The organism is Yokenella regensburgei (assembly GCF_051486985.1).
Classification (GTDB): domain Bacteria; phylum Pseudomonadota; class Gammaproteobacteria; order Enterobacterales; family Enterobacteriaceae; genus CBFFRJ01.
The window spans coordinates 1-25,755 of record NZ_JAHVDV010000011.1; the positions used below are offsets into that span (position 1 = coordinate 1).

The following is a 25,755-nucleotide window of genomic DNA, read 5'->3' on the forward strand; positions in this document are numbered from 1 at the left end:
CTTGTGGTCATTCCGTTCACCTTATGTTCCTTGCTTTTCTGTCACGCCAGAACCCGTGAACGTGCCAGGGTGGTTCACCGCCACCACCCTGGCGACCCGGGCTCCCGGCAAGGAAAATCGCCGCTTCGCGGTCCATGATGCTTATGTCGCCTGCCTATCGGGTCGGGGACCAGCCTACGTCCTTGTAGGCTATCCCCTCCGCCCGCTTCCCTGCGGGCGGCCCCGGTCAGCCGTCAACGCCTCATCGATTTTCAGCCGGACCCTGTCATCGCGGTGACGGCTTTATTCTCATTGCGCCGTGATATCGCTGCAAAACGTCATATTACAGGGGATTCTTCAGCCCACGGGGAGAGGGATCCTCACAAAATAATATGAGCACGGAAAGTCCCCTCGCCCCTTTGGGGAGAGGGTTAGGGTGAGGGGTGTGGGTACAAACACTAAAAAGGCAACTTACGTTGCCTTTTGCTGTTTATTTCGTGCGCTGACGAACGGCTTCGAACAGGCAGATACCGGTGGCGACAGACACGTTCAGCGATGACACGCTGCCCGCCATCGGGATGCTGATCAGCTCATCGCAATGCTCACGCGTCAGACGACGCATCCCCTCACCTTCAGCTCCCATGACCAGCGCCATCGGGCCGGTCATTTTGCTCTGGAACAGGGTGTGGTCTGCTTCACCTGCGGTGCCAACGATCCAGATGTTCTCTTCCTGCAACAGACGCATGGTGCGCGCCAGGTTGGTCACACGGATCAACGGGACATTTTCCGCCGCGCCACAGGCCACTTTTTTGGCGGTCGCATTCAGCTGTGCCGACTTATCTTTCGGTACGATGATGGCGTGAACGCCAGCGGCATCGGCGCTACGCAGGCAGGCACCGAGGTTATGGGGATCGGTGACGCCATCGAGGATCAGGAAGAAAGGCTGTTCGAGGCTGGCGATCAGATCCGGCAGATCGTTTTCCTGATACTGACGACCCGGCTTCACGCGTGCGATGATACCCTGATGCACCGCGCCTTCGCTTTTCTCGTCCAGATACTGACGGTTAGCGACCTGAATCACGACACCCTGCGCTTCCAGCGCATGGATCAGGGGCAGCAGGCGTTTATCCTCGCGGCCTTTCAGAATAAACACTTCCTGAAAACGCTCGGGAGCGCGTTCCAGCAGGGCCTGCACCGCATGGATGCCGTAAATCATTTCACTCATTAAGGGTACTCATTTGAGGCGATATCGCCGGATTGAAAGGGTTCAGATAGTCACATCGCCCATTATAACCGACAACGCCTGCAAATCGACTCCTGAACGTTCAACCATTCACCCCTGCACGCCAGTCATCGTGCGTGACCGGGTATTCAGGCAGCCTCGCGCTCAGTAAATAACGGGTATAGTCATGCGCTGGCCGGGTGAAGATCCGCTCACTCTCTCCCTGCTCCACCAGGCGACCGTGCTGCATCACCCCAACATGGTCAGCAATGTGGCGCACCACGTTTAAATCATGGGAGATAAACAAATACGCCAGCCCATACTCACGCTGGAGCGGCATCAGCAGGGGCACGAACGCTTACCCCCAACACCGGCACCTGACTGTTGGTGGCGGTAAATCCGGCGACCAGCCCGGCTTGTGTGCCGGTGCTGCCGGTGGCGTGCACCACATGATCAATACACAAACGTAACTGCGAAGACTGGTAGAGAAGCTCCTCGGCACAGGCTACGTAGCCCAGTGCACCAATCGGGTTAGATCCCCCGCCGGGGATAACGTAGGGGTTATGCCCTTGCTCACGTAGCGTGGCGGCATACTCCTCCATCGCCTGCTGCATATCGGTGCCGCCCGGCAGATGCGCGACAATGTCGCCCCCCAGCAAATCATCCAGCAGCACGTTGCCGGAGCGCTGATAATCTTCACCAAAGTCAGTGACCCGTTTTTCCAGCAGCACTTTCGCCGCAAGGCCGAGTTTTGCCGCTCCGGCAATGGTCTGGCGCACGTGGTTCGATTGCGTCGCCCCCTGGGTAATGATCACATCGGCTTATTTCTCCAGCGAATCGGCCAGCAGAAATTCCAGTTTGCGGGTTTTATTTCCGCCGCTGGCAAGCCCCGTTGCATCATCACGCTTAATCCATATTTTCGGACCACCGCGTAAAGTGGAGAGATTATCCAGAAGTTCTAAAGGTGTAGGAAAATGGCCGAGTGACAGTCGGGGAAAACGCGCCAGATGCATGATGACGCCTTGCTAAATAAGCGAATAGCTGATGCAAGTCACTATACACATCTGATTCTGGCGGCTAATCACCAATAATAAATATCGATTTTCACAATTTAGCTAAGCCGGGAAATAACCGTCCGGAGGGCTATATCTATTACGCGTGGAATATATTACGTTAAAAAAGAATAACCCCTCTGCATGGAGAGGGGTTATGGGGTGTTATTTCAGGACTATTTATTCAGCGTCTTTCTTTTTTGAAGCACGCTTTGCTTTGGTCGCCGATGCGATTTTTTGCGTTTTCGCCGACGGCTTTTTCACGCTTTTTTCTTTCTTCGCTTTCGCCGGGTCTTTTGCTTTACGAAACGCGCTGTCCGGTTCGAAATTCACTTTCTTTCCGCTCTGACGACGTTTGCTGCCGGACGGTTTGGCGCCGCTGCCGTTCTTCGCCTTTTCCCGTGCGGTTTTCCCGACATTACGCGGGCCACGTTCACTGGAGATCAGCGAGAAGTCGATTTTACGCTCATCCATATTGACCGCTTCCACACGCACCTGCACTTTATCGCCCAGACGGTAAGTCTGCCCGCCCGATTCGCCAATCAGACGCTGGCCCACCTGGTCGAAGCGATAGTAGTCGTTATCCAGCGTAGAGACGTGTACCAGACCGTCGATAAACAGATCGTCCAGACGGACAAAGAAACCAAAGCCGGTGACGCTGGCAATGACGCCCGGGAAGGTGTTGCCCACCTGATCCTGCATAAAGTCGCATTTGAGCCAGTCAGAGACTTCACGGGTCGCTTCATCAGCACGGCGTTCGGTCAATGAACAGTGCTGACCCAGTTGCAGCATCTCTTCCATGCTGTAGTGCCAGCCACCGGTTTCGGTGCTGTTGCCGGTATGGCCCTCATCTTTCGCCAGCAGATACTTAATGGCGCGGTGCAGCGACAGGTCAGGATAACGGCGAATCGGCGAGGTGAAGTGGGCATAGGATTGCAGTGCCAGGCCAAAGTGACCCCGGTTTTCCGGATCGTAGACCGCCTGCTTCATGGAGCGCAGCAACATGGTTTGCAGCATCTCATGATCCGGACGATCGGCGATGGACTCAAGCAGCGCCGCATAATCCGCAGGCTCAGGCACTTTGCCGCCCGGCAGCTCAAGGCCCAGCTCTGCCAGCACGGTACGGAAGGAGGTAATCGCTTCAGTGGTCGGCTTGTCGTGAATACGGAACAGCGCGGGCTCATTCTCCTTCTCAACGAAACGCGCCGCCGAGATATTCGCGAGGATCATGCACTCTTCAATCAGCTTATGGGCATCATTACGCTGCGTTTGCTCAATGCGCTCGATACGACGCTCAGCATTGAAGATAAACTTCGCCTCTTCGCTCTCAAAGGAGATACCGCCACGTTCGGCACGGGAGGCATCCAGCACTTTATAGAGGTTATGCAGCTCTTCAATGTGCTTCACCAGCGGCGCGTACTGCTGGCGCAGATCCTGATCGCCCTGCAGTATATGCCAGACCTTGTTGTAGGTCAGACGGGCATGAGAGCTCATTACCGCTTCGTAGAACGTATAGCTCGTCAGGCGACCCTTTGCCGAAATGGTCATTTCACAGACCATACACAGTCGGTCAACCTGTGGGTTGAGCGAGCAGAGGCCGTTGGAGAGCACTTCCGGCAGCATTGGCACAACCTGCGACGGGAAGTAGACGGAGGTACCACGACTGCGGGCTTCATCATCCAGCGGCGTGCCCGGACGGACGTAATAACTGACGTCGGCAATGGCAACCCACAGGCGCCAGCCGCCGCCGCGTTTTTTCTCGCAGTGAACGGCGTCATCAAAGTCACGGGCATCTTCACCATCGATGGTGACCAGTGGCAGTGAACGCAGATCGATACGGCCAATTTTGGCCTCTTCCGGCACCTGTTCTTTCAGCCCAGAAATCTGCTGTTCAACCGCTGGCGGCCAGACATACGGAATTTCATGGGTACGCAGCGCCATATCAACGGCCATGCCGGTGCCCATGTTGTCGCCCAGAACTTCGACAATTTTACCGATGGCTTTGGTGCGACGGGTCGGGCACTGGGTCAGCTCAACCACCACCACAAAGCCCATGCGGGCACCCATCGTCTCTTCCGGCGGCACCAGAATATCAAAGCTCAAACGGCTGTCGTCAGGGACCACAAAGCCTACGCCTGCATCGGTAAAGTAACGGCCAACAATCTGACCGGTTTTCGGTACCAGAATGCGCACAACACGTGCTTCGCGGCGGCCTTTACGATCGGCACCCATCGGCTGAGCCAGAATCTGGTCACCGTGCATGCACATTTTCATCTGTTCACTGGAGAGATACAGATCGTCTTTGCGCCCTTCAACGCGCAGGAAACCAAACCCATCGCGGTGGCCAATGACCATGCCTTTTAGCAGGTCGAGACGTTCCGGCAGGGCATAGCACTGACGGCGGGTGAAGACCAGTTGCCCGTCGCGTTCCATAGCGCGCAGGCGGCGGCGCAGCGCTTCCTGCTGTTCTTCGCCTTCGATATTGAGTTCAGTGGCCAGTTCATCACGACTGGCGGGTTTTTCACGTTTGGTGAGGTGTTCGAGGATAAATTCGCGGCTGGGGATGGGATTGGAATATTTTTCAGCTTCGCGTTCCTGGAAAGGATCGTGTGACATAGCGGTTCCTCCGTTGTCATCTCTGGTGAAAGTCCCTTCATTTTTCACGCCGCCTCTTTGTTGGCTGCCTTCACGTCTCCCGGTCACTCACTTGTGTAAGTCCGGCATTCGTTCAGTTGCCACCTTGATGCAACGCGAAATTTACTGGGCTTTACTCTTCCACCAATAGTAATTTGTAAAGCGGTTGATTCTCTTCAACCAATTCGGCCAGGGTGTAGTTATCCAGTTCCTTAAGGAAACTACTGACGGCCTTAGAAAGCGCCTGCTTGAGGCGGCAGGCGGAAGTAATATGGCAAAATTCACTGCTGCAATTTACCAGCGAAAGCGGCTCCAGATCGCGCACGACATCACCGATACGAATCTCCTGCGCAGGTCTGCCCAGGCGGATACCGCCATTTTTTCCCCTGACGGCCATCACATAGCCTTCACGACTAAGTTGGTTGATTATTTTGACCATATGATTACGGGACACACCATAAATCTCAGTGACTTCGGTGATATTCGTCATTTTCCCTTCTGGCAATGACGCCATATAAATCAACGCACGTAATCCGTAATCAGTGAAACTCGTTAACTGCACATCAACCTCAGAAACAGGGGGAAAATGAGATACCCGCAGGTATTGACTCTATTGATGATAAACCAGCCAGCAGGAATGCCGCTAATTTATTTGAACAGGAGGGGGAAAAAGCAGGAAGAAGGGGCCCGTCTGGCAGGCCCCTGCAATGATTATGCGTCGAACGGGTCGCGCAGGATCATGGTTTCAGAGCGGTCCGGACCGGTAGAGATGATATCGATCGGCACGCCAGTCAGTTCTTCAATGCGTTTGATGTAGTCCAGCGCAGCCTGCGGCAGGCCATCACGGGTTTTAACACCAAAGGTCGTTTCAGACCAGCCCGGCATTGACTCATAAATTGGCTCAATACCTTCCCAGTTATCAGCCGCCAGTGGTGTGGTCGTCACTTCGCGACCATCCGGCATACGGTAACCGACGCAGATTTTCACCTCTTTCAGGCCATCCAGCACGTCCAGCTTGGTCAGGCAGAAACCAGACAGGGAGTTGATCTGCACCGCGCGGCGAACGGCAACCGCATCAAGCCAGCCAGTACGACGGCGACGGCCGGTGGTGGCACCGAATTCGTTACCCTGCTTGCACAGGAACTCGCCGATGTCGTCAAACAGTTCAGTCGGGAACGGACCTGCACCCACGCGTGTGGAGTAGGCTTTGATGATCCCAAGAACGTAATCGACATAACGTGGACCCAGGCCGGAGCCGGTCGCAACGCCACCTGCGGTGGTGTTAGAGGAGGTGACGTACGGATAGGTACCGTGGTCGATATCAAGCAGCGTACCCTGTGCGCCTTCGAACATCACGAAGTCGCCACGCTTGCGCGCCTGATCCAGCAGGTCGGAAACGTCAACAACCATCGCCGTGAGGATGTCGGCAATCGCCATGACATCGTCCAGCACCTTCTGGTAGTCAACCGCTTCTGCTTTATAGAAGTTCACCAACTGGAAGTTGTGGTACTCCATCACTTCTTTCAGTTTGTCAGCAAAGGTCGCTTTGTCGAACAGATCGCCTACGCGCAGGCCACGGCGAGCCACTTTATCTTCATAAGCAGGCCCGATACCACGACCGGTGGTGCCGATGGCTTTAGAACCGCGCGCTTTTTCGCGTGCTACGTCCAGCGCCACATGATAATCGAGGATCAGCGGGCAGGCTTCGGACAACAGCAGGCGTTCACGAACCGGGACACCACGGTCTTCCAGGCCTTTCATCTCTTTCATCAGCGCAGCCGGAGACAGCACCACACCGTTGCCGATGATGCTGGTTACATTTTCGCGGAGAATGCCTGATGGAATAAGATGGAGGACGGTTTTTTCACCGTTGATTACGAGAGTATGGCCTGCGTTGTGACCGCCCTGGTAGCGTACAACATATTTAGCCCGTTCAGTCAGAAGATCAACAATCTTCCCTTTACCTTCGTCACCCCATTGGGTGCCCAGTACGACGACGTTGTTACCCATTTTTTCAAAATCACCGTTTGCTTAAAAATGGATTCTACCATCGGATTTTCAGATAGACAGCACTTTTTGTACCCAAATTATGGCAAAACTGCCTGCTTTTTGATCAGCCAATCGTTTTCCTCAACATGTAGTAGACAACAATGCCAGCGACCACAAGACCCCCGCCGAAGCGACGTAAAATATTATCCGGCAGAGTACTCATCGTCGCGATCATACGGCGCCAGGCACGTGGATAGAGCATTGGACCTAACCCTTCCAGCACCAGAACGAGGGCCAGTGCCAGCCAGATGGTTGCGTTCATTTTTACCCCTATAAAAAAACCACCGCTCCTGGGGGAGCCGGTGGTTTATCATGTTAAACCGCTTAAGAGCGCTTAGCGCGTCACGGGCGTTGTGGGTGACTTCATATAACGGAAGAAGTCGCTATCCGGGCTGAGCACCATGACATCCTGGTTGCTCTGGAAGCTGCTTTCATAAGCACGCAGGCTACGGATAAAGGCATAGAAGTCTGGATCCTGACTAAAGGCATCAGCAAACAGCTTCGCCGCTTCGGCATCCCCTTCACCACGCAGGATACGTCCCTGACGCTCAGATTCGGCCAGCGTTTTAGTCACTTCGTAATCCGCTGCTGCACGCAGTTTTTCAGCCTCTTCCTGACCCTGAGAGCGGTGACGACGGGCAACCGCTTCACGCTCAGCGCGCATACGGTTGTAGATCGCCTCAGAGACTTCAGCAGGCAGGTTGATCTGTTTGATACGCACATCAACCACTTCAATGCCCAGTGCCGCCATACTGTTCGGGTTAATCACCGGTACGTTGCCGTTGGTTTCAGCCTGAACGCGCTCAGCAGCTTTGGCAATTGCATCATCCGCCGCCGGAGTCGCCACTTCATCTTCGGTGCCAGCAGAGCCGGAGTTCAGTGCATCGCGGACTTCCAGCGTCAGGCGACCACGTGAGTCGGTGACGATATCTTTCACATCCAGACGACCAATCTCAGAACGCAGACGGTCAGAGAACTTACGTTTCAGCAGGACTTCTGCCTGAGAAACATCGCCACCGCCTGTTGCCAGGAAGTAACGGCTAAAATCACTGATGCGCCATTTGATATAGGAATCAACGATCAGGTCTTTCTTCTCTTTGGTCACGAAACGGTCGGCCTGGTTATCCATCGTCTGAATACGCGCATCGAGCGTCTTCACGGACTGAATAAACGGAACTTTAAAGTGCAGGCCCGGTTCGTAAATTACCGGTTTTTTGTCGTCATCACGCACGACGCTGCTGAACTGGAACTTGATGCCACGCTCACCCTCTTTCACAACAAATACAGAGGTATAAAGCACAACCAGCGCGATAATGATGATCGCAATAAGTGACTTACGCATCGTTATTCCCCCTGACGCTGGTAGTCGTTACGCTGTGCGTTAGCACGGCGTTGGTCCATGATATCGCCCTGATTTGAGGACGAGGACGAGCTTGCTCCACTTGAGCCAGACGAGGAGGCAGGCGGCAGGCGCAGAAGGTTGTTCGCGCCACTGCTGTCACTCTTTGCCGCAGGGGCAGTGCCGCCTTTGAGCATTTGATCCAGCGGCAGAACCATCAGATTGCCACCTTTATCATTCACCACCACCTTGCGGGTATGGCTTAACACTTTTTCCATGGTTTCAATATAGAGACGCTCGCGGGTGATTTGCGGTGCGGCTTTATATTCCGGCAGGATCCGTGCGAAGCGAGCCACTTCACCCTGTGCTTCCAGGATAGTCTGCGTCTTATAGGCACGTGCCTCTTCGAGAATACGCTGCGCCTGACCATTCGCACGCGGCTGCACTTCGTTGGTATAGGCTTCTGCTTCGCGGATGAACTGCTGTTCGTTTTCACGTGCGGCAATCGCATCGTCAAAGGCGGCTTTTACTTCTTCCGGTGGACGCGCTGCCTGGAAGTTGACGTCGAGCAGCGTAATACCCATGTTGTACGGACGCACCGTCTCTTCCAGCTCGCGCTGGGTATCGCTACGAATAACGGTACGCCCCTCGGTGAGGATACGGTCCATGGTGTATTTGCCGATGACACCACGCAGCGCACTGTCGGTTGCCTGACGCAGGCTGTCGTCTGCGCTGGTCACGCTAAACAGGTAGCGCTCAGGATCGGTAACACGGTACTGCACGTTCATCTCAACGCGCACTACGTTTTCGTCGGAGGTCAGCATGACGCCAGACGCCGCCAGTTCACGAACTGATTCGACGTTAACCGCCGTTACGTTATCAATGAAGGTCGGTTTCCAGTTCAGGCCGGGTTCAACCAGATGACTGAATTTACCAAAACGCGTTACCACGCCACGTTCGGCTTCTTTAATGGTGTAGAACCCACTCGCCGCCCAGATGATCACCGCCGCTGCCGCAACAATAGTGACAATACGACCACCAATGTGCGCACGTGGGCCAGAAGGTTGTTGGCTTCCTCCGCCAGAACCGGTGCCTTTGCCACCGCCCAGACCGCCGAGCTTTTTGCTCAACTTACGGAAGATATCATCCAGATCAGGTGGTCCCTGATCGCGACCGCCTTTGTTTCCATTTCCCTCAGAGTTGCCGCCTGGTTTGCTGCTTCCCCACGGGTCGCGGTCTTGTCCGTTATTACCGGGCTGATTCCACGCCATGTATGTGCTCCATATTTGTTATGCGGTGCTATACCTATGTCTTTTGTGCTGCATGTGCGTTGGCCACACCCATCAACCTCAGTTACATAGTTCACTATGCTCCTGAGGATTTATGGGCTTGCCGCCTTCCTGCAGCTCAAAATCCAAAAGGTATAGAGGCGAAAAAATCTTCAAGCCATCTCCAACCGGTCAGACGACATAGTCTTCCAGTGCCGGTTCTTGTTTACAGAGGCGACGCCAGTCCACAATCGGCATGCGCACCTGCATACCCAGACTCCCGTCCTCCTCCATCCACTCTTTTTCGATGGCCTGAAGCTGATAAAAACGACTTCTCAGGCGCCCCTCTTTGGCTGGTAAACGCAAGGTATGTTGCGCCACCTCGCCAGACAGACGCTCTGTTAAAGCCTGAAATAACAGTGATACACCCTCTCCGGTCTGGGCAGATAACCAGACCCGAATGGGTTTATTTTCTTCATCCCGGTCGATACGTGGCTCAAAATCGTCCAGCATATCAATCTTGTTCATCACCAGCAGCGTCGGGATTTCATGCGCATCGATCTCTTCGAGCACAATGTTTACGGCTTCAATATTGTCCTGCAACCGCACATCGGCGGCGTCAATGACGTGTAAAAGCAACGTCGCCTGCCGGGTTTCCTGTAGCGTCGCTTTAAACGCGGCCACCAGATCATGTGGCAGATGGCGGATGAAGCCAACGGTATCCGCCAGCACGGTTTCCCCTACGTCAGCAACATCAATACGACGCAGGGTCGGATCCAGCGTGGCGAAGAGTTGATCCGCCGCGTACACCCGGGCCTCGGTTATCTGATTAAACAGTGAGGATTTGCCGGCGTTGGTATACCCCACCAGCGACACCGTAGGAATATCCGCTTTCATACGCGAGCGGCGTCCCTGTTCACGCTGCTTTTCCACTTTCTCAAGCCGCGAGAGGATTTGCATAATACGATTACGCAGTAAACGACGGTCGGTTTCGAGCTGGGTTTCACCAGGGCCACGCAAACCAATCCCGCCTTTTTGTCTTTCAAGGTGGGTCCAGCCACGCACCAGGCGCGTAGCTAAATGGCGCAACTGCGCCAGCTCAACCTGCAGCTTACCTTCATGGGTACGCGCACGTTGGGCGAAAATATCGAGAATCAGACCTGTGCGGTCAATTACGCGACATTCGCATAAACGTTCCAGGTTGCGTTCCTGGGCCGGACTCAATGCGTGATCAAATAAAACAACAGAAGCCCCTGTCGCTTTTACGGCTTCCGCAATTTCGACAGCCTTACCTTCACCTACAAAATACTTTGGGTGCGGCGCTTTACGGCTACCAGTAATCACCTGCATTGCTTCGACACCGGCAGAAGAGACCAGAGATTCAAACTCCTGGAGATCTTCCATATCTTTGTCTTGCGAAAAATAGATGTGTACCAGCACCGCCTGCTCACCGGCTTCATAACGGTCAAACAAGCGTAAACTCTCCTAAAATACCAGCGGGGAACTCAGAATCCTGGCTCCCCGACATGGAAATACAGCCATCAACCTTATTCGGTTTCTTCGCTGTCCTGCTGCGCAGAAGCCTGTGCATTGCTACCATGATGGTAGTTACTGCCCGTGCCGCCACCCGCGTTGTTGCTATGATGTGAAACCGGGCGAGACGGGACAACAGTAGAAATAGCATGCTTATAGACCATCTGGCTGACCGTGTTTTTCAACAGGATCACGAACTGATCGAAAGACTCAATTTGCCCTTGCAGCTTAATACCATTCACCAAATAAATTGAAACTGGAACACGTTCCCGACGCAGTGCGTTCAGGAACGGATCTTGTAAAGATTGCCCCTTAGCCATTCTATCTTTTCCTTATATGCTTGTTTTGTACTTAGAACCCGGGAGTTCTGAAAACTGCGTAAAATTTTGCGCACGATACTAGTTAATTGTACACACTCAACCCGCTATAGCACCAATAACCTGTAACACATCGTTGTATGAATGTTGCGGCTTTTCACTGTCTAACCAGTGAACGCCCTCCCACCCACGCAACCAGGTAATCTGCCGCTTGGCTAACTGCCTCGTAGCGCAAACACCTCTGTAAACCATTTCGTCGTATGAAATCTCACCGGCGATGTAAGACCACATCTGGCGATATCCCACGCAACGAATGGAAGGCATGTCCGTATGCAAATCACCGCGGGCAAATAAAGCCCGCACTTCTGCTTCAAAACCTGAAGCCAACATCTGATGAAACCGCTGCTCAATTCGCTGATGGAGCAGTTCACGGCTCGCCGGGGCGATGGCGAACTGATGCACCTGATACGGCAGAGCGTCTCCTGACGTTTGCGTCAGATCTGTTAAAGTTTTACCCGAAATGAAAAAAACTTCCAGTGCCCGGGAAAGCCTTTGCGGATCATTCGGATGGATTCGCGCTGCGGCGACAGGATCGATCTCCTGTAACTGCCGATGTAGCGCATCCCACCCACGCTCTGCTGCTTGTTTTTCAATCTCGGCTCTTACTGTCGGGTCTGCGGAAGGCAGTGGTGAAAGCCCTTCCAGCAACGCTTTGAAGTAGAGCATAGTGCCACCTACCAGCAGAGGAATACGCCCTGCTGCAGTGATCTCCTCCATCTCAGCCAGCGCATCACGTCGGAAATCCGCTGCGGAATAAGCCTGAGAAGGATCGCGAATATCCAGTAAACGATGGGGAGCGGCACGCAATTCATCGGCATTCGGCTTCGCCGTCCCGATGTCCATCCCTTGATAGATAAGGGCGGAATCGACGCTTATCAACTCAACTGGCAAAACTTTACGTAACTCAATGGCGAGCGCCGTCTTGCCGGAGGCGGTCGGCCCCATCAAAAAAATCGCCTTTGGCAGGCCAGCTTTACTTACATCACTCATGTTTCAGGGCGTTCATCGCCATAGATAAATCAACAGGTTGTAATAAACCACCCGGTGGATTTTTCACCAGATGCGGACAAAGACGTTCGACGTCGGTCAATAGAGTAATGGCCTGTGCCATATTCCACTGGCCGGGTTCGCTGGCCAGATGGCGGGCAATCCACTGAGCAGTATTCACCGCATCAATCGTTGTCTGCTGCGCCAGGTAGCCTATCAGTTCAGGAATCAAGATTTGTAAATTTTGTTGGCGTAAGGGTAAAGGCACCGCACGCAGCGTCACGTAATGACCATCGGGAACAAATTCAATCCCCATTTCCGCCAGAACATCCTGCGCCTGCGTTAAGGTGGCACGCTCTTGCGATGAGACTTTAAGGCGCACGGGGATCAACAGCGGTTGGCCGCAGACCGGGCCCGTTTGAGGCGAAAGCTGGCGGTATCGCAACCAGCGCTCGGCTACAGGAAGCGCCAGCAACATCAACGCACCTTCGCGTTCAAGCAGAGCATACGCCGGCGGCACAATGGTCAGTACCCGGCCAAAACTCTGATTGTGGGCCTCCGGCGCAGCTCTATTTTCAGCCGGCTTACTGTCTACTACAGGAGTATCTTCTGGCGTTTCCAGCAGTTGGCGGTACAAGGCCCCCTGCTTTTTCTGATAACCCGGCTGTGCATTGGGCCAGGCAGGCTGGCGTGCAGAAGAGGCGCCCGATAATGTGCCTGTCGAGGCAGGCTCGCGCAGCACAGAAGGTTCACGACTCACCGCAGGTTCTGCAAACTGATTGCGACCCGCCGCTACCCGGTTTTCCACAATAGTACGCGGGGCAACGTCATCCTTTAGCGGCAGTGACGTCTCAGCCTGCTGCTGAAGTACGCTCAGAACGCCCTGATAAATAAAGTCATGGACTAATCGTGACTGATGAAAGCGCACCTCATGTTTTGCCGGATGCACGTTCACATCCACCTGATGTGGGTCAATCTCAAGGTAAAGCACAAAGGCGGGCTGCTGCTCGGCCCCCAGCTTGTCTTCGCAGGCCTGGCGGATGGCATGATTGATCAGCCGGTCACGCATCATACGACCATTCACATAGCAGTACTGAATTTCAGCCAGTGCAGAAGAGGTTGCCGTGGGTTCCGCTACCCATCCGCGCAGGGCAAGATCGCCATGTTGCCACTCAATGGCCAGCGCCTTTTCAAGAAACGCCGTCCCGCAGATTGCGCCCAGTCGACGCTCATGCTGCCCACCCTCAGGAACGGCACGATACTGGCGTACCATTTTTCCGTTATGACTGAGATTAATAGTGACATCAAAGCGGGCCAACGCAATTCGCCGCACGACCTCATCGATATGGGTAAATTCCGTTTTTTCGGTACGCATAAATTTACGGCGAGCGGGGGTGTTGTAAAACAGGTCCAGCACTTCAAGCGTGGTGCCGACCGGATGGGCCGCCGGTTTGACGGTGACGTCCATGTCTCGTCCCTCGGCATACGCCTGCCAGGCTTCCGCCTGCTCCGCCGTACGCGAGGTGAGCATCAGACGAGAGACGGAACTGATACTCGCGAGGGCTTCTCCACGAAATCCAAGGCTGATAATGGCTTCGAGATCGTCCAGAGAGGCAATTTTACTGGTGGCGTGACGCGCCAGCGCCAGCGCCAGCTCCTCTTTTTTAATTCCGCATCCATTATCACGAATGCGGATAAGCTTCGCACCACCACGTTCAATGTCGATATCGATGCGGGTTGCTCCCGCATCGATACTATTTTCAACCAGCTCCTTCACCACCGATGCAGGACGCTCCACCACTTCGCCAGCGGCGATCTGGTTCGCAAGCTGTGGCGGCAAAACCTGAATCGGCATGAAGACTCCTTAGTTAAAAAATCCGCGTGAAGAGGTTTCCGCACTGGCGGTTTGCGCGGTACCGCCCTGTGGCGCAGACTGCAACGGATGCGCCTGGAAATAGGTTCGCAAACCATTGTAAATGGCTTCAGCTAACTGCTGCTGGTAGTCATCGCTGTCCAGCAGGCGTTCTTCACTGTTATTACTGATAAATCCGGTCTCGACCAGCACCGACGGGATATCCGGCGAGCGCAGCACACCGAGGCTGGCATGTTCAGGCCGACGCTTATGCAGGGCGCCAATTTGCGAAAGCTGCGTAAGCATCTTGGCGGCAACATCATACCCGACCCGCTGAGAATGACCGAACTGTAAATCCAGCACCGCCTGGCTCAGGTAGGGATCGGATTGACTGTTCGCCAGAACATCACCTGCACCACCCAGCAGTTCAGACTGCTTCTCATGCTCTTCAAGCCAGTTTGCCATTTCGCTGTTGGCCCGGCGATTGGACAAGACCCACACTGAAGCCCCGGTGGCGCTGCGGTTTGGTGCCGCATCGGCGTGAATCGACACCAGGAAATTGGCATTCTGTTTGCGGGCCACGTCAGAACGCCCCATCACCGAAATGAAGTAATCGCCATCGCGGGTCAGGACCGCTTTAAACATTGGATCGGCATTGAGTAAGGTACGCAGTTTGCGCGCGACAGCAATGGTGACATTCTTCTCCTGCGTGCCGCCAGGCCCAATAGCGCCGGGATCCTGACCACCGTGTCCTGCGTCAATAGCGATAATCACCTTATCACCCGTTGCCGCACGCGCCTGGACCGCAGGGCGCACTGACGAATTGCTGCTGGTGACGCTGGTAATACGGTCATTGTCCGATTTAAACGGGTTACGCGCAGGCTCGGCTGGACGCGGAGCAACAGCCGGTGTCTCTACGCGCTGCACCACGGCTTTTGGCGGTGGTGGCGGTGGCGGCGGTGGAACATCCGCATCAATGGTGAACACCACGGAATATCCCGCGCCATTTTGCTGCTTCACCGCGCGGGTTTTACCGTTTTGCGTAAGGTCGACCACCAGACGTAGCGACTGGTTATCTTTCGGCGTGCCTGAACGAATACTTTTCACCAGATTATTGCCGCTGAACTGCAACGGCAGACCCTGGATAATGCCCGTCTGCTTGATGTCCAGTGCCACGCTGCGTTTTCCTTCCTGCGAAAACGCATACTCCGGGTCGCCCATAAAACTAAAGGTAATGCGGGCCTGAGCGTCACCATTCGAGACCTGAATATCAGACAAACTGGCCGCACCGGCCTGGGTGCAGAGCAAAATGAACGCTGCAGCCAGCCAACTTTTTACGCGATAAATCATCCCGTCATCCCTAAAACTAACTGGCTAAACGTGCAAGTAACGAAACGCCAGATGAGGAAACAGCAGTAATGCGCGCCTCACGCCCCTGCGCCTTGTAATCAATATGGATTTCGACATCCGGGTCAGGCAGTACACCCGCGCCTTGTTGCGGCCACTCGACCAGACAAATTGCGTCGTTGGCAAAATAGTCGCGGATCCCCATAAATTCCAGCTCCTCAGGATCCGCAAGACGATACAGGTCAAAGTGATACACGTTTACGCCTGCCAGCGTATAGGGTTCGACCAGCGTATAGGTCGGGCTTTTTACATTTCCGCTATGGCCGAGCGCCTGGAGAAAGCCCCGGCTAAAGGTGGTTTTGCCTGCCCCAAGGTCACCGTAGAGATAAATCACTGTTGCGCCATCGCAAGCCTGTGCCATACGTTGGCCAAAATCCAGGGTCGCCTGCTCGTCAGGTAAAGGAATTACTTGGTTCATCATTCGGTATCACTAACATCCGGGTTAACTACACGCACCAGCGTGGAAAAAAGATCGGTCGCCAGCATGCCTCGCATGCCCTGCCGTGCTGCCAGCACATCAGCCGCCGCCCCATGCGCGAGACAACCCGCGCAGGCCGCGTCATACAATTCAAATTTCTGGCCCAGTAACGCACCAATAATGCCAGAAAGGACATCACCCATCCCACCGCTCGCCATACCGGCATTGCCTGCGTCAATGATACAGGTGTTGCCACCTTCCGCACTGACTACCGTCCCGGCACCTTTTAAAACCACAACGCCTGCGTACCGTTTTAGCAGACGCTGCGCCGAAAGTAAGCGATCACTTTCAATTTCTGCAACGGTACAGTTGAGCAGACGCGCGGCTTCACCGGGGTGTGGCGTCAGAATGCGATTGTGACGTTTATCGGGATTGATTGCCAGAAGGTTCAACGCATCGGCGTCCCAGAGCATGGGTTTGCGAAAATTCTCAATTTTTTGCAGCGCTTTTTTACCCCACTCCTGCTGACCAAGGCCGGGCCCAATAACGACTACATCGGCCCATTCCAGACTCTCCTCCAGCGATTCAGGGGTAAGCTCATGCACCATCAGCTCGGGCCGCGCGGTGATAATCGGCGCGATATTTTCCAGGCGGGTTAAGACCCGAACCAGCCCCGCACCGGCTCGCAGGGCGGCTTCACCTGCCATACGAATTGCCCCCGCCGTGCCGTGATCGCCGCCGATAATAACCAGCCGGCCGTGGGCACCTTTATGCGACGTTGGCCGTCTTGGCGGAAACCAGTGAGGAAGCTGGGACGCATCCATTCGCGAAAGCGCCGTCTCCTGCCCGGCAAGCCAGGCCTCAAGTCCCAGGGCATGATGATGCAGCTCGCCCACCACGTCCCGCGCCTGGCCGGTCAACAGGCCCGGTTTAAGCGCAATAAACGTGACGGTATGCGCCGCCCTGATGACGGCCCCTGGTGTAGCACCGGTCTGGGCTACCAGACCCGAGGGAATATCCAGCGCCACGACCGGTGCCGGATGGCTGTTAGCATGGGTGATCAACCCTGCGATGGGTTCTCTCGGGGCGCTGCTGATGCCGGTTCCCAACAAACCATCAATAATCAGGTCAATATCTTCTGGCCAGGCAATATCCGGGGCATGGAGGGTGCCGCCCGCCTCAAGCCAGGCATCGCGCGCGGCCTGCGCCTCCTCCGGCAGTGGTTTATCACTCTCAATGGCCAGCAAAGTGACATCGATTCCCGCAGCGACCGCAAGCCGGGCGACCACATAACCATCTCCCCCGTTATTACCGTGCCCGCATAAAATCAGCCAGCGTTGCGTGTCGGGGTAGTGGGTGTGAGCCACGTTGAAAGCCGCCAGCCCTGCCCGTTGCATCAGTTCATAAAGCGTAATGCCGAGACTGTCAGCAGCCTCTTTTTCTGCCTGCCGTAGTGCCTCCGCAGGCCAGATGGAGTGTGGTATACTTGCTGCGTTTTTCTTCATTGTATGGTCCGTCATGTCAGAGCCCCTCGATTTCAACCAATTAGCGCAGAACATCAAACAATGGGGCACTGAACTGGGTTTTCAGCAGGTCGGCATTGCCGATACCGATCTTTCTGCCAGCGAGCCAAAACTTCAGGCCTGGCTGGACAAGCAATATCATGGCGAAATGGCGTGGATGGCACGTCACGGTATGATGCGTGCCCGTCCGCATGAGCTGCTGCCCGGCACCCTGCGTGTCATCAGCGTCCGGATGAACTATCTCCCCGCCAATGCCGCTTTTGCCAGCACACTCAAAAACCCGGCGCTGGGCTATGTCAGCCGCTACGCGCTGGGCCGTGATTATCACAAGCTATTACGTAACCGCCTGAAGCAGCTTGGCGAGAAAATTCAGCAGCATTGTGTCTCGCTGAATTTTAGACCGTTTGTAGATTCTGCGCCCATTCTTGAACGTCCCCTGGCTGAAAAAGCCGGGCTTGGATGGACAGGTAAGCACTCGCTTATCCTTAACCGGGACGCCGGCTCCTTCTTTTTCCTGGGGGAGCTGCTGGTGGATATCCCTCTGCCCGTCGACAAGCCCGTGGAAGAAGGCTGTGGTCGCTGCGTCGCCTGCATGACCATTTGCCCGACGGGTGCCATTGTCGAACCCTATACGGTTGATGCCCGGCGCTGTATTTCCTATCTGACGATTGAACTTGAAGGGGCCATTCCCGCAGCCCTGCGTCCGCTCATTGGCAACCGCATTTATGGTTGCGATGACTGCCAGCTGATCTGCCCGTGGAACCGTTACTCACAAATCACCGATGAAGCGGATTTCAGTCCACGCAAAGCCCTGCACGCACCTGAGTTGATTGCGCTATTTGCCTGGAGTGAAAGCTGGTTTTTGAAGGTAACGGAAGGGTCAGCGATTCGTCGCATCGGTCATCTGCGATGGTTGCGAAACATTGCCGTGGCGCTGGGAAACGCGCCCTGGGATGAAGCTAATATTGCCGCGCTGGAAGAACGACGAGGTGAGCACCCACTTCTTGATGAGCACATTGAATGGGCGATTGCGCAGCAAATTGAGAAGCGAAATGCCTGTGTGGTTGAGGTGCAAACACCGCAGAAACAGCGGCTTGTCAGGGTGATTGAAAAGGGCCTAGCACGTGATGCCTGAGTCGTCCACAGCGTGTGAATAAAATTAAAAATGCATTGCGATTCAACGCGACCAGATTCGTCAAGCGATCGCGGTAACAATTTGAAATGTTATTTTTTCTATGAAATTCAAAAAGTTAAAAAGATACTATTAATCAGGCGAAGTAATTTTATTTTTTCTTGCGCTGGCAGAACCTGTGGATAAGTCTGTTCACAATACTTTTTCAACATGAAAAGAATCGTCCCCAGCCTGCTGTTTCGCTGTGGATACTTTTAGAGGTAAGTAAATTTTGGAGCGGGAAACGAGACTCGAACTCGCGACCCCGACCTTGGCAAGGTCGTGCTCTACCAACTGAGCTATTCCCGCTTGGGTGGTGCGTATCTTGCGATACTTTTCAAATTTTGGAGCGGGAAACGAGACTCGAACTCGCGACCCCGACCTTGGCAAGGTCGTGCTCTACCAACTGAGCTATTCCCGCATAATCTCGGTATTCAATTTGCCGCGCCTGGCAGCGATTTGAATCTTTGATCAGGATGGTGCATTCAAATTTTGGAGCGGGAAACGAGACTCGAACTCGCGACCCCGACCTTGGCAAGGTCGTGCTCTACCAACTGAGCTATTCCCGCAAACATCATTTTCTTGCTGTCGTGCTTTCACATTTCTGTGTCTTCACGGGAGGCGCATTATACGAGAATTCCTTTCTCCTGCAAGCCCCCTGAAACCGTTTTTTTTGAATTTTGATTCAAGTGTTCGATTATTCGTCACATTGCCTGTTTTTACGCCGAAAGCGGGAGTTTTTATCCGGAATACCTGAAAATAGCGGTCCTCCACGCCCCCGGCGACAGCGTCAGAGCTGAATAAAGTGCTCACGATAATAGGAGAGTTCGGCTACCGACTCGCGAATATCGTCCAGGGCCTGATGGGTGCCCTGCTTTTTGAACCCATCGAGAATTTCCGGCTTCCAGCGACGCGCCAGCTCTTTAAGCGTACTGACATCGAGATAACGATAATGGAAGTACGCTTCGAGTTCCGGCATGTACTTGAACAGAAAACGCCGGTCCTGACCGATACTGTTTCCGCAAATGGGCGATTTTCCTGCCGGCACCCACTGTCGTAAAAATTCGATAGTGGCCAGTTCAGCAGCCCGGTCGTCCTGATGGCTGGCTTTGACGCGCTCGACAAGGCCACTGCCGGTGTGAGTGCGCACGTTCCAGTCATCCATCAGTGCCAGCTGTTCGTCAGACTGATGAACCGCTATGGTCGGCCCTTCCGCCAGGATATTAAGATTCGCATCGGTCACCAGTGTGGCGATCTCAATAATGCGATCGCGCTCGGGATCAAGCCCGGTCATCTCCAGATCGATCCAAATGAGGTTGTTTTCATTTGCACTCATGCTATTTTCCACCCTTCTCGCGTCATACCAGCGTGACTATATTCATCTAAAATAGCGTGTATCATAGAGGTTTTGCCCTGACAGGGCGACCAGGAGCCAGCTCGATTGAGTAAAAATAAACTCTCCAAAGGCCAACAGCGCCGCGTTAATGCAAACCATGAGCGTAGATTAAAAACGTCGGCGGAGAAAAAAGACTTTGATGACAATCTCTTTGGCGAAACGGCTGAAGGCATTGTCATTAGCCGCTTTGGCATGCATGCCGATGTAGAGTCAGCCGAAGGCGGCGTACACCGCTGCAACATTCGCCGCACGATTCGTTCACTGGTGACCGGCGACCGCGTGGTCTGGCGCCCCGGTAAAGAAGCCGCGGAAGGCGTAACGGTAAAAGGCATTGTAGAAGCTGTGCACGAACGGACTTCCGTTCTGAATCGCCCGGACTTTTATGATGGCGTGAAGCCGATCGCCGCTAACATCAATCAGATTGTGATTGTCTCCGCCATCCTGCCAGAGCTGTCGCTGAATATCATCGACCGCTACCTTGTCGCTTGCGAAACCTTAGAGATTGAACCCCTGATTGTTTTGAACAAAATCGACCTGCTGGATCAGGAAGGCATGGATTTTGTGAATGAACAGATGGATATCTACCGGCATATCGGCTATCGCGTACTGATGGTTTCCAGCCATAAAAAAGATGGCCTGACACCGCTTGAAGAGGCGTTAACAGACCGAATCAGCATTTTTGCTGGCCAGTCCGGCGTCGGTAAATCCAGCCTGCTGAATAATCTGCTTGGCTTGCAAAATGAGATCCTCACCAACGAGGTTTCCGATAACTCCGGTCTGGGTCAGCACACGACTACCGCCTCACGTCTTTATCATTTCCCACATGGCGGTGATGTGATTGACTCTCCAGGGGTGCGCGAGTTTGGCCTCTGGCACCTTGAACCGGAACAAATCTTTAATGGTTTTGTCGAATTCCATGACTATCTCGGCCATTGCAAATATCGCGATTGTAAGCATGACACCGACCCTGGCTGCGCCATCCGTGAAGCGGTCGATAAGGGCGATATTGCTGAGACAAGGTTTGAAAACTATCACCGTATTTTAGAAAGTATGGCGCAGGTAAAAACGCGTAAAAACTTTTCTGAATCCGAAGACTGACAACTACCCTAAGCGTCGCTAGAATCGTCCCCTTTTCTATAGATCCGGTGAATGCTCCCGGTTCAGGAACGACAAAAAACAATGGCCTGGAGGCTACTTTGTTAAACTCATTTAAACTTTCGCTTCAATATATTCTGCCTAAACTGTGGCTCACTCGCCTGGCGGGTTGGGGCGCAAGCAAACGAGCAGGCTGGCTGACTAAACTGGTTATCGATCTGTTTGTGAAATATTACAAGGTCGATATGAACGAGGCGCAAAAGCCGGATACCGCGAGCTACCGCACCTTTAATGACTTCTTTGTCCGCCCGCTGCGTGATGAGGTTCGCCCGTTAAATACCGATCTCAACGTGCTGGTGATGCCTGCAGATGGCGTGATAAGTCAGTTGGGCTCCATCGAGAATGACAAACTTCTGCAAGCCAAAGGACACCATTACAGCCTCGAAGCCTTGCTGGCCGGCAACTACCTGATGGCGGATCTTTTCCGTAACGGTTCTTTTGTTACCACCTATCTCTCTCCGCGGGATTATCACCGTGTGCATATGCCCTGTAACGGTATTCTGCGCGAAATGATCTACGTGCCAGGCGACCTCTTCTCTGTGAATCACCTGACCGCGCAAAACGTCCCGAACCTTTTTGCGCGTAATGAGCGCGTCATTTGCCTGTTCGATACCGAGTTTGGCCCAATGGCGCAAATCCTGGTGGGTGCCACTATCGTTGGTAGCATTGAAACCGTCTGGGCGGGCACCATCACCCCACCGCGTGAAGGCATTATTAAACGCTGGACCTGGCCTGCCGGGGAGAGCGACGGTGCGGTTGCTTTGCTTAAAGGTCAGGAAATGGGCCGTTTTAAACTGGGTTCTACCGTTATTAACCTGTTTGCGCCTGGTAAGGTTGAACTGGTAGCGCATCTGCAAAACCTGTCGGTGACCAAAATCGGTGAACCGCTGGCGGCTTCAACAGAAACGCTGGTCACCCCTGACATTGAACCGACCCCACTGCCCGCAGAAGAGATCGCGGCAGAACATGAAGCCAGCCCACTGGTTGACGATAAAAAAGACGAAGTTTAACGAAAGGTAAGCTGTTGTGCGCCTGATTATCATTTTTCTGATGGCCTGGTGCCTCAGCCTGGGGGCGAGTGCGGCGACCGCCCCTGATGCCAAACAAATCTCCCAGGAGCTGGAGCAAGCCAAAGCGGCGAAAGCCACACCGGAACAGACCGAAACAGTAGAGCTGCTCCAGGGGGCGCTCAACGCCCTTGAGGAACGCAAAGGTTCTCTTGAACGCGCCTCGCAGTATCAAGATGTTATTGATAATTTCCCCAAACTGTCACGCACGCTGCGCGCGCAGCTGGATAACCTGCGCGACGAGCCCAAATCTGTGCCCGCCAATCTCAGCACTGACGCCCTTAATCAGGAGATTTTGCAGGTCAGCAGCCAGTTACTGGATAAAACCCGCCAGGCACAGCAAGAGCAGGAACGTGCCCGTGAAATCAACGACTCTCTGAGCCAGCTACCACAACAGCAAACGGATGCCCGTCGCCAGGTCAATGAGGTCGAACGACGTATCGGCGCTCAAAGCGCGGCCACGCCGCTGGCTCAGGCGCAAAATTTCAGTGCTCAGGCTGAATCCGCCAGGCTCCGCGCGCTTGTCGATGAGCTTGAACTGGCACAGCTGTCGGCAAATAACCGTCAGGAGCTGGCCCGCATGCGCTCCGAACTGGCGCAAAAACAGGCCCAGCAGCTTGATACCTATCTGCAAACCTTAAGAAACCAATTAAACAGTCAACGTCAGCGTGAGGCGGAGCAGGCGCTGGAAAGCACCGAGCTTTTAGCGGAAAACAGTGACAACCTGCCGCCGGGGATTGTGGATCAGTTCAAGGTAAACCGTGAGCTGTCGCAGGCGCTGAATCAACAGGCGCAGCGTATGGATCTGGTCGCCTCCCAGCAGCGCCAGGCCACGAATCAGACGTTACAGGTTCGCCAGGCGCTCAACACACTGCGCGAACAGTCGCAGTGGCTGGGCGCATCAAATATGCTCGGCGAAGCGTTGCGTGCACAGGTTGCCCGGCTGCCAGAGATGCCAAAACCGCAGCAGTTGGATACCGAGATGGCCCAATTGCGCGTCCATCGCATGCGGTATGAAGATCTGGTAAACAAGCAGCCGCAGTTACGGCAAATTCGTCAGGCGGACGGTAAGCCCCTGACCAGCGAGCAGAACCGTATCCTGGAAGCGCAGTTGCGCACCCAGCGCGAGCTGCTCTCTTCGTTGTTGCAGGGCGGCGATACGCTGATCCTTGAGCTGACCAAACTGAAAGTGTCAAACAGCCAGCTTGAAGATGCGCTCCGGGAAATGAACGAAGCCACACACCGCTATCTCTTCTGGACGGCAGACGTCAGCCCTATGACCTTCGCCTGGCCACTCGAAATCGTCCAGGATCTTCAGCGCCTCATCTCCCTTGACACCTTCAGTCAACTGGGTAAAGCCGGGCTGATGATGGTAACCAGTAAAGAGACGTTATTCCCCCTCTTTGGCGCGCTGGTGCTGGTTGGGTTTAGCCTTTATTCGCGTAAACATTTCACCCGCTTCCTTGAGCGTTCCAGCGCGAAAGTCGGCAAGGTCACTCAGGACCATTTCTGGCTCACGTTGCGAACGGTGTTCTGGTCAATTCTCGTCGCACTGCCGCTGCCGGTGCTTTGGGCAACGCTCGGTTATGGGCTGCGCGAAGCCTGGCCTTATCCGCTGGCGGTGGCCATTGGTGATGGCGTGACCGCCACCGTGCCGCTGTTGTGGGTGGTGATGATTTGCGCCACGTTTGCCCGTCCGACGGGCCTGTTTGTGGCGCATTTTGGCTGGCCGCGGAACCGGGTAGCACGCGGTATGCGTTATTACCTGATGAGCATCAGCTTAATTGTGCCGCTGATCATGGCCCTGATCATGTTTGATAATCTTAATGATCGGGAGTTTTCCGGGTCGCTGGGGCGTCTGTGCTTTATTTTAATCTGCGGTGCCTTAACCGTGGTGACCCTGAGCTTCAAGCGCGCAGGCATTCCGCTCTATGTCGACAAGACCGGCAGCGGTAATAACATGGCAAACAGCATGTTGTGGAACCTGTTACTGAGTGCTCCGTTACTCGCCATCCTGGCCGCGGCGGTCGGTTATCTGGCCACGTCGCAGGCGCTGCTGGCGCGACTTGAAACCTCCGTTGCCATCTGGTTCCTGTTGCTGGTGGTCTATCACGTTATACGTCGCTGGATGCTGATACAGCGCCGCCGCCTCGCCTTCGATCGCGCCCGGCACCGTCGCGCTGAAATTCTGGCCCAGCGCGCGAAAGGCGAAGATGACGCCGCACACGCAACCAGTATTGAAGGTGTTGTCGAGATTGATGAAAAAGAGCTCGATCTGGATGCCATCAGCGTGCAGTCGTTGCGCCTGGTGCGTTCGATTCTGATGCTGATTGCGCTGCTTTCGGTCATCGTGCTGTGGTCCGAAATCCACTCTGCCTTTGGTTTCCTTGAAAATATCTCACTCTGGGATGTCACCTCAACCGTACAGGGTGTCGAGAGCCTTGAGCCGATTACCCTTGGTGCTGTGTTGATCGCCATTCTGGTCTTTATCATTACCACGCAACTGGTGCGAAATTTCCCTGCCCTGCTGGAGCTGGCTCTCTTACAGCACCTGGATTTAACGCCCGGCACGGGTTACGCCATTACCACCATTACCAAGTATCTGCTGATGCTGTTTGGTGGGCTGGTGGGTTTCTCCATGATTGGCATCGAATGGTCGAAACTCCAGTGGCTGGTAGCCGCGCTCGGCGTTGGTTTAGGTTTTGGTTTACAGGAGATTTTCGCCAACTTTATTTCAGGCCTGATCATTCTGTTTGAGAAGCCGATTCGTATTGGCGATACCGTGACAATCCGCGATCTGACAGGCAGCATCACCAGAATCAATACCCGTGCGACAACCATCAGCGACTGGGATCGAAAAGAGATCATCGTGCCAAACAAGGCGTTTATTACTGAGCAGTTTATCAACTGGTCACTGTCAGATTCGGTGACACGCGTGGTGCTGACGGTACCGGCCCCGGGAGATGCCAATAGTGAAGAGGTAACGCAGATCCTGCACACGGCAGCAGAGCGCTGCTCGCTGGTGATTGATAACCCGGCGCCAGAAGTTTTCCTCGTGGATCTCCAGCAGGGCATTCAGCTGTTTGAACTGCGTATTTATGCCGCAGAAATGGGACATCGTATGCCGCTGCGCCATGAAATTCATCAGCTGATCCTGGCGGGCTTCCGTGAACATGGGATTGAGCTGCCATTCCCTCCCTTCCAGATGCGTCTGGAAAGTCTGGACGGGCAGAAAACAGCACGTACCTTAACGTCAGCGGGTAACAATAAACGCCCGGCAGGGAGTTTATAAATCACAGATACCGGTCATCATCTGGCCGGTATTT

19 protein-coding genes, 3 tRNA genes and 2 pseudogenes are annotated in these 25,755 nt (G+C 54.3%); 4 read left to right on the forward strand and 20 right to left on the reverse strand.

From position 1 onward, the window contains the following. Positions 1-469: 469 nt before the first annotated feature. The 16 genes and pseudogenes from rlmB to nnr form a co-directional block, all read right to left on the reverse strand. Positions 470-1,204, reverse strand: a complete 735-nt coding sequence (gene rlmB / locus KXR87_RS09765; protein WP_437432073.1) for a 23S rRNA (guanosine(2251)-2'-O)-methyltransferase RlmB — start codon at positions 1,202-1,204, stop codon at positions 470-472. A gap of 100 nt (positions 1,205-1,304) precedes the next feature. Continuing rightward, entirely contained in the window at positions 1,305-1,553 is a 249-nt protein-coding gene (locus KXR87_RS09770; protein WP_437432074.1) for a hypothetical protein, read from the reverse strand. Further along, positions 1,546-2,214, reverse strand: a pseudogene (locus KXR87_RS09775) (D-cysteine desulfhydrase family protein); the annotation flags it as partial. The gene KXR87_RS09770 and the pseudogene KXR87_RS09775, both read right to left, overlap by 8 nt. Positions 2,215-2,433: 219 nt before the next feature. Next, entirely contained in the window at positions 2,434-4,869 is a 2,436-nt protein-coding gene (rnr, locus tag KXR87_RS09780) for a ribonuclease R (RefSeq protein WP_437432075.1), read from the reverse strand. 151 nt (positions 4,870-5,020) lie between these two features. Next, positions 5,021-5,449, reverse strand: a complete 429-nt coding sequence (nsrR, locus tag KXR87_RS09785; RefSeq protein ID WP_437432076.1) for a nitric oxide-sensing transcriptional repressor NsrR — start codon at positions 5,447-5,449, stop codon at positions 5,021-5,023. Between the two features lie 149 nt (positions 5,450-5,598). Continuing rightward, positions 5,599-6,897 carry an adenylosuccinate synthase gene (locus tag KXR87_RS09790; RefSeq protein WP_437432077.1) on the reverse strand — a complete coding sequence of 433 codons (1,299 nt, stop codon included), beginning with the start codon at positions 6,895-6,897 and terminating at the stop codon, positions 5,599-5,601. A 103-nt stretch (positions 6,898-7,000) separates the two neighbouring features. Beyond that, positions 7,001-7,198 carry a DUF2065 domain-containing protein gene (locus KXR87_RS09795; protein WP_437432078.1) on the reverse strand — a complete coding sequence of 66 codons (198 nt, stop codon included), beginning with the start codon at positions 7,196-7,198 and terminating at the stop codon, positions 7,001-7,003. Positions 7,199-7,270: 72 nt separating this feature from the next. Further along, a complete protein-coding gene (hflC, locus tag KXR87_RS09800; RefSeq protein ID WP_437432079.1) occupies positions 7,271-8,278 on the reverse strand; it encodes a protease modulator HflC in 1,008 nt (335 codons plus the stop codon). Between the two features lie 2 nt (positions 8,279-8,280). Then, positions 8,281-9,546 carry an FtsH protease activity modulator HflK gene (gene hflK / locus KXR87_RS09805; protein WP_437432080.1) on the reverse strand — a complete coding sequence of 422 codons (1,266 nt, stop codon included), beginning with the start codon at positions 9,544-9,546 and terminating at the stop codon, positions 8,281-8,283. A gap of 189 nt (positions 9,547-9,735) precedes the next feature. After that, positions 9,736-11,016: a ribosome rescue GTPase HflX gene (gene hflX, locus KXR87_RS09810; protein WP_437432081.1), complete on the reverse strand. Its 1,281-nt coding sequence runs from the start codon at positions 11,014-11,016 to the stop codon at positions 9,736-9,738. Between the two features lie 74 nt (positions 11,017-11,090). Continuing rightward, positions 11,091-11,396 carry an RNA chaperone Hfq gene (gene hfq, locus KXR87_RS09815; RefSeq protein ID WP_437432082.1) on the reverse strand — a complete coding sequence of 102 codons (306 nt, stop codon included), beginning with the start codon at positions 11,394-11,396 and terminating at the stop codon, positions 11,091-11,093. A gap of 96 nt (positions 11,397-11,492) precedes the next feature. Continuing rightward, a complete protein-coding gene (gene miaA, locus KXR87_RS09820; protein WP_437432083.1) occupies positions 11,493-12,443 on the reverse strand; it encodes a tRNA (adenosine(37)-N6)-dimethylallyltransferase MiaA in 951 nt (316 codons plus the stop codon). Continuing rightward, positions 12,436-14,295 carry a DNA mismatch repair endonuclease MutL gene (mutL, locus tag KXR87_RS09825; RefSeq protein ID WP_437432084.1) on the reverse strand — a complete coding sequence of 620 codons (1,860 nt, stop codon included), beginning with the start codon at positions 14,293-14,295 and terminating at the stop codon, positions 12,436-12,438. Before mutL ends, miaA begins: the two co-directional genes overlap by 8 nt. Before the next feature lie 9 nt (positions 14,296-14,304). Continuing rightward, positions 14,305-15,642, reverse strand: a complete 1,338-nt coding sequence (gene amiB / locus KXR87_RS09830) for an N-acetylmuramoyl-L-alanine amidase AmiB (RefSeq protein ID WP_437432085.1) — start codon at positions 15,640-15,642, stop codon at positions 14,305-14,307. Between the two features lie 16 nt (positions 15,643-15,658). Then, positions 15,659-16,120, reverse strand: a complete 462-nt coding sequence (gene tsaE, locus KXR87_RS09835) for a tRNA (adenosine(37)-N6)-threonylcarbamoyltransferase complex ATPase subunit type 1 TsaE (protein WP_437432086.1) — start codon at positions 16,118-16,120, stop codon at positions 15,659-15,661. Continuing rightward, a pseudogene (gene nnr, locus KXR87_RS09840) lies at positions 16,092-17,637 on the reverse strand (bifunctional ADP-dependent NAD(P)H-hydrate dehydratase/NAD(P)H-hydrate epimerase). Before nnr ends, tsaE begins: the two are co-directional and overlap by 29 nt. On the opposite strand from nnr, the gene queG reads away from it, so the two are divergent. Continuing rightward, a complete protein-coding gene (gene queG, locus KXR87_RS09845) occupies positions 17,636-18,775 on the forward strand; it encodes a tRNA epoxyqueuosine(34) reductase QueG (RefSeq protein WP_437432087.1) in 1,140 nt (379 codons plus the stop codon). The pseudogene nnr and the gene queG overlap by 2 nt on opposite strands. A gap of 269 nt (positions 18,776-19,044) precedes the next feature. Here queG and KXR87_RS09850 read toward each other — a convergent pair. From KXR87_RS09850 to orn, 4 genes are all read right to left on the reverse strand, one after another. Then, a tRNA-Gly gene (locus KXR87_RS09850) sits at positions 19,045-19,120 on the reverse strand. A gap of 36 nt (positions 19,121-19,156) precedes the next feature. Further along, a tRNA-Gly gene (locus KXR87_RS09855) sits at positions 19,157-19,232 on the reverse strand. A 72-nt stretch (positions 19,233-19,304) separates the two neighbouring features. Next, a tRNA-Gly gene (locus KXR87_RS09860) sits at positions 19,305-19,380 on the reverse strand. 221 nt (positions 19,381-19,601) lie between these two features. After that, the gene (gene orn, locus KXR87_RS09865) at positions 19,602-20,147 is read right to left on the reverse strand and encodes an oligoribonuclease (RefSeq protein ID WP_437432088.1); all 546 of its coding nucleotides are present in this window, start codon (positions 20,145-20,147) and stop codon (positions 19,602-19,604) included. A 105-nt stretch (positions 20,148-20,252) separates the two neighbouring features. Between orn and rsgA the strand changes: the two genes are divergently transcribed. From rsgA to mscM, 3 genes are all read left to right on the forward strand, one after another. After that, on the forward strand, positions 20,253-21,305 hold the full coding sequence (gene rsgA / locus KXR87_RS09870) for a small ribosomal subunit biogenesis GTPase RsgA (RefSeq protein ID WP_437432089.1): 1,053 nt from the start codon (positions 20,253-20,255) through the stop codon (positions 21,303-21,305). 98 nt (positions 21,306-21,403) lie between these two features. After that, positions 21,404-22,372, forward strand: a complete 969-nt coding sequence (gene asd, locus KXR87_RS09875) for an archaetidylserine decarboxylase (RefSeq protein WP_437432090.1) — start codon at positions 21,404-21,406, stop codon at positions 22,370-22,372. Positions 22,373-22,388: 16 nt separating this feature from the next. Continuing rightward, a complete protein-coding gene (gene mscM, locus KXR87_RS09880; RefSeq protein ID WP_437432091.1) occupies positions 22,389-25,721 on the forward strand; it encodes a miniconductance mechanosensitive channel MscM in 3,333 nt (1,110 codons plus the stop codon). Positions 25,722-25,755 lie beyond the last annotated feature (34 nt).

Excerpts from the sequence above, each read along its gene's own strand:
- rlmB (WP_437432073.1), bottom strand. The coding sequence starts at position 1,204 with ATGAGTGAAATGATTTACGGCATCCATGCGGTGCAGGCCCTGCTGGAA.
- rnr (WP_437432075.1), bottom strand. The coding sequence starts at position 4,869 with ATGTCACACGATCCTTTCCAGGAACGCGAAGCTGAAAAATATTCCAAT.
- KXR87_RS09790 (WP_437432077.1), bottom strand. The coding sequence starts at position 6,897 with ATGGGTAACAACGTCGTCGTACTGGGCACCCAATGGGGTGACGAAGGT.
- KXR87_RS09795 (WP_437432078.1), bottom strand. The coding sequence starts at position 7,198 with ATGAACGCAACCATCTGGCTGGCACTGGCCCTCGTTCTGGTGCTGGAA.
- hflC (WP_437432079.1), bottom strand. The coding sequence starts at position 8,278 with ATGCGTAAGTCACTTATTGCGATCATCATTATCGCGCTGGTTGTGCTT.
- hflK (WP_437432080.1), bottom strand. The coding sequence starts at position 9,546 with ATGGCGTGGAATCAGCCCGGTAATAACGGACAAGACCGCGACCCGTGG.
- hfq (WP_437432082.1), bottom strand. The coding sequence starts at position 11,396 with ATGGCTAAGGGGCAATCTTTACAAGATCCGTTCCTGAACGCACTGCGT.
- miaA (WP_437432083.1), bottom strand. The coding sequence starts at position 12,443 with ATGAGTGATGTAAGTAAAGCTGGCCTGCCAAAGGCGATTTTTTTGATG.
- mutL (WP_437432084.1), bottom strand. The coding sequence starts at position 14,295 with ATGCCGATTCAGGTTTTGCCGCCACAGCTTGCGAACCAGATCGCCGCT.
- amiB (WP_437432085.1), bottom strand. The coding sequence starts at position 15,642 with ATGATTTATCGCGTAAAAAGTTGGCTGGCTGCAGCGTTCATTTTGCTC.
- tsaE (WP_437432086.1), bottom strand. The coding sequence starts at position 16,120 with ATGATGAACCAAGTAATTCCTTTACCTGACGAGCAGGCGACCCTGGAT.
- queG (WP_437432087.1), top strand. The coding sequence starts at position 17,636 with ATGTCAGAGCCCCTCGATTTCAACCAATTAGCGCAGAACATCAAACAA.
- orn (WP_437432088.1), bottom strand. The coding sequence starts at position 20,147 with ATGAGTGCAAATGAAAACAACCTCATTTGGATCGATCTGGAGATGACC.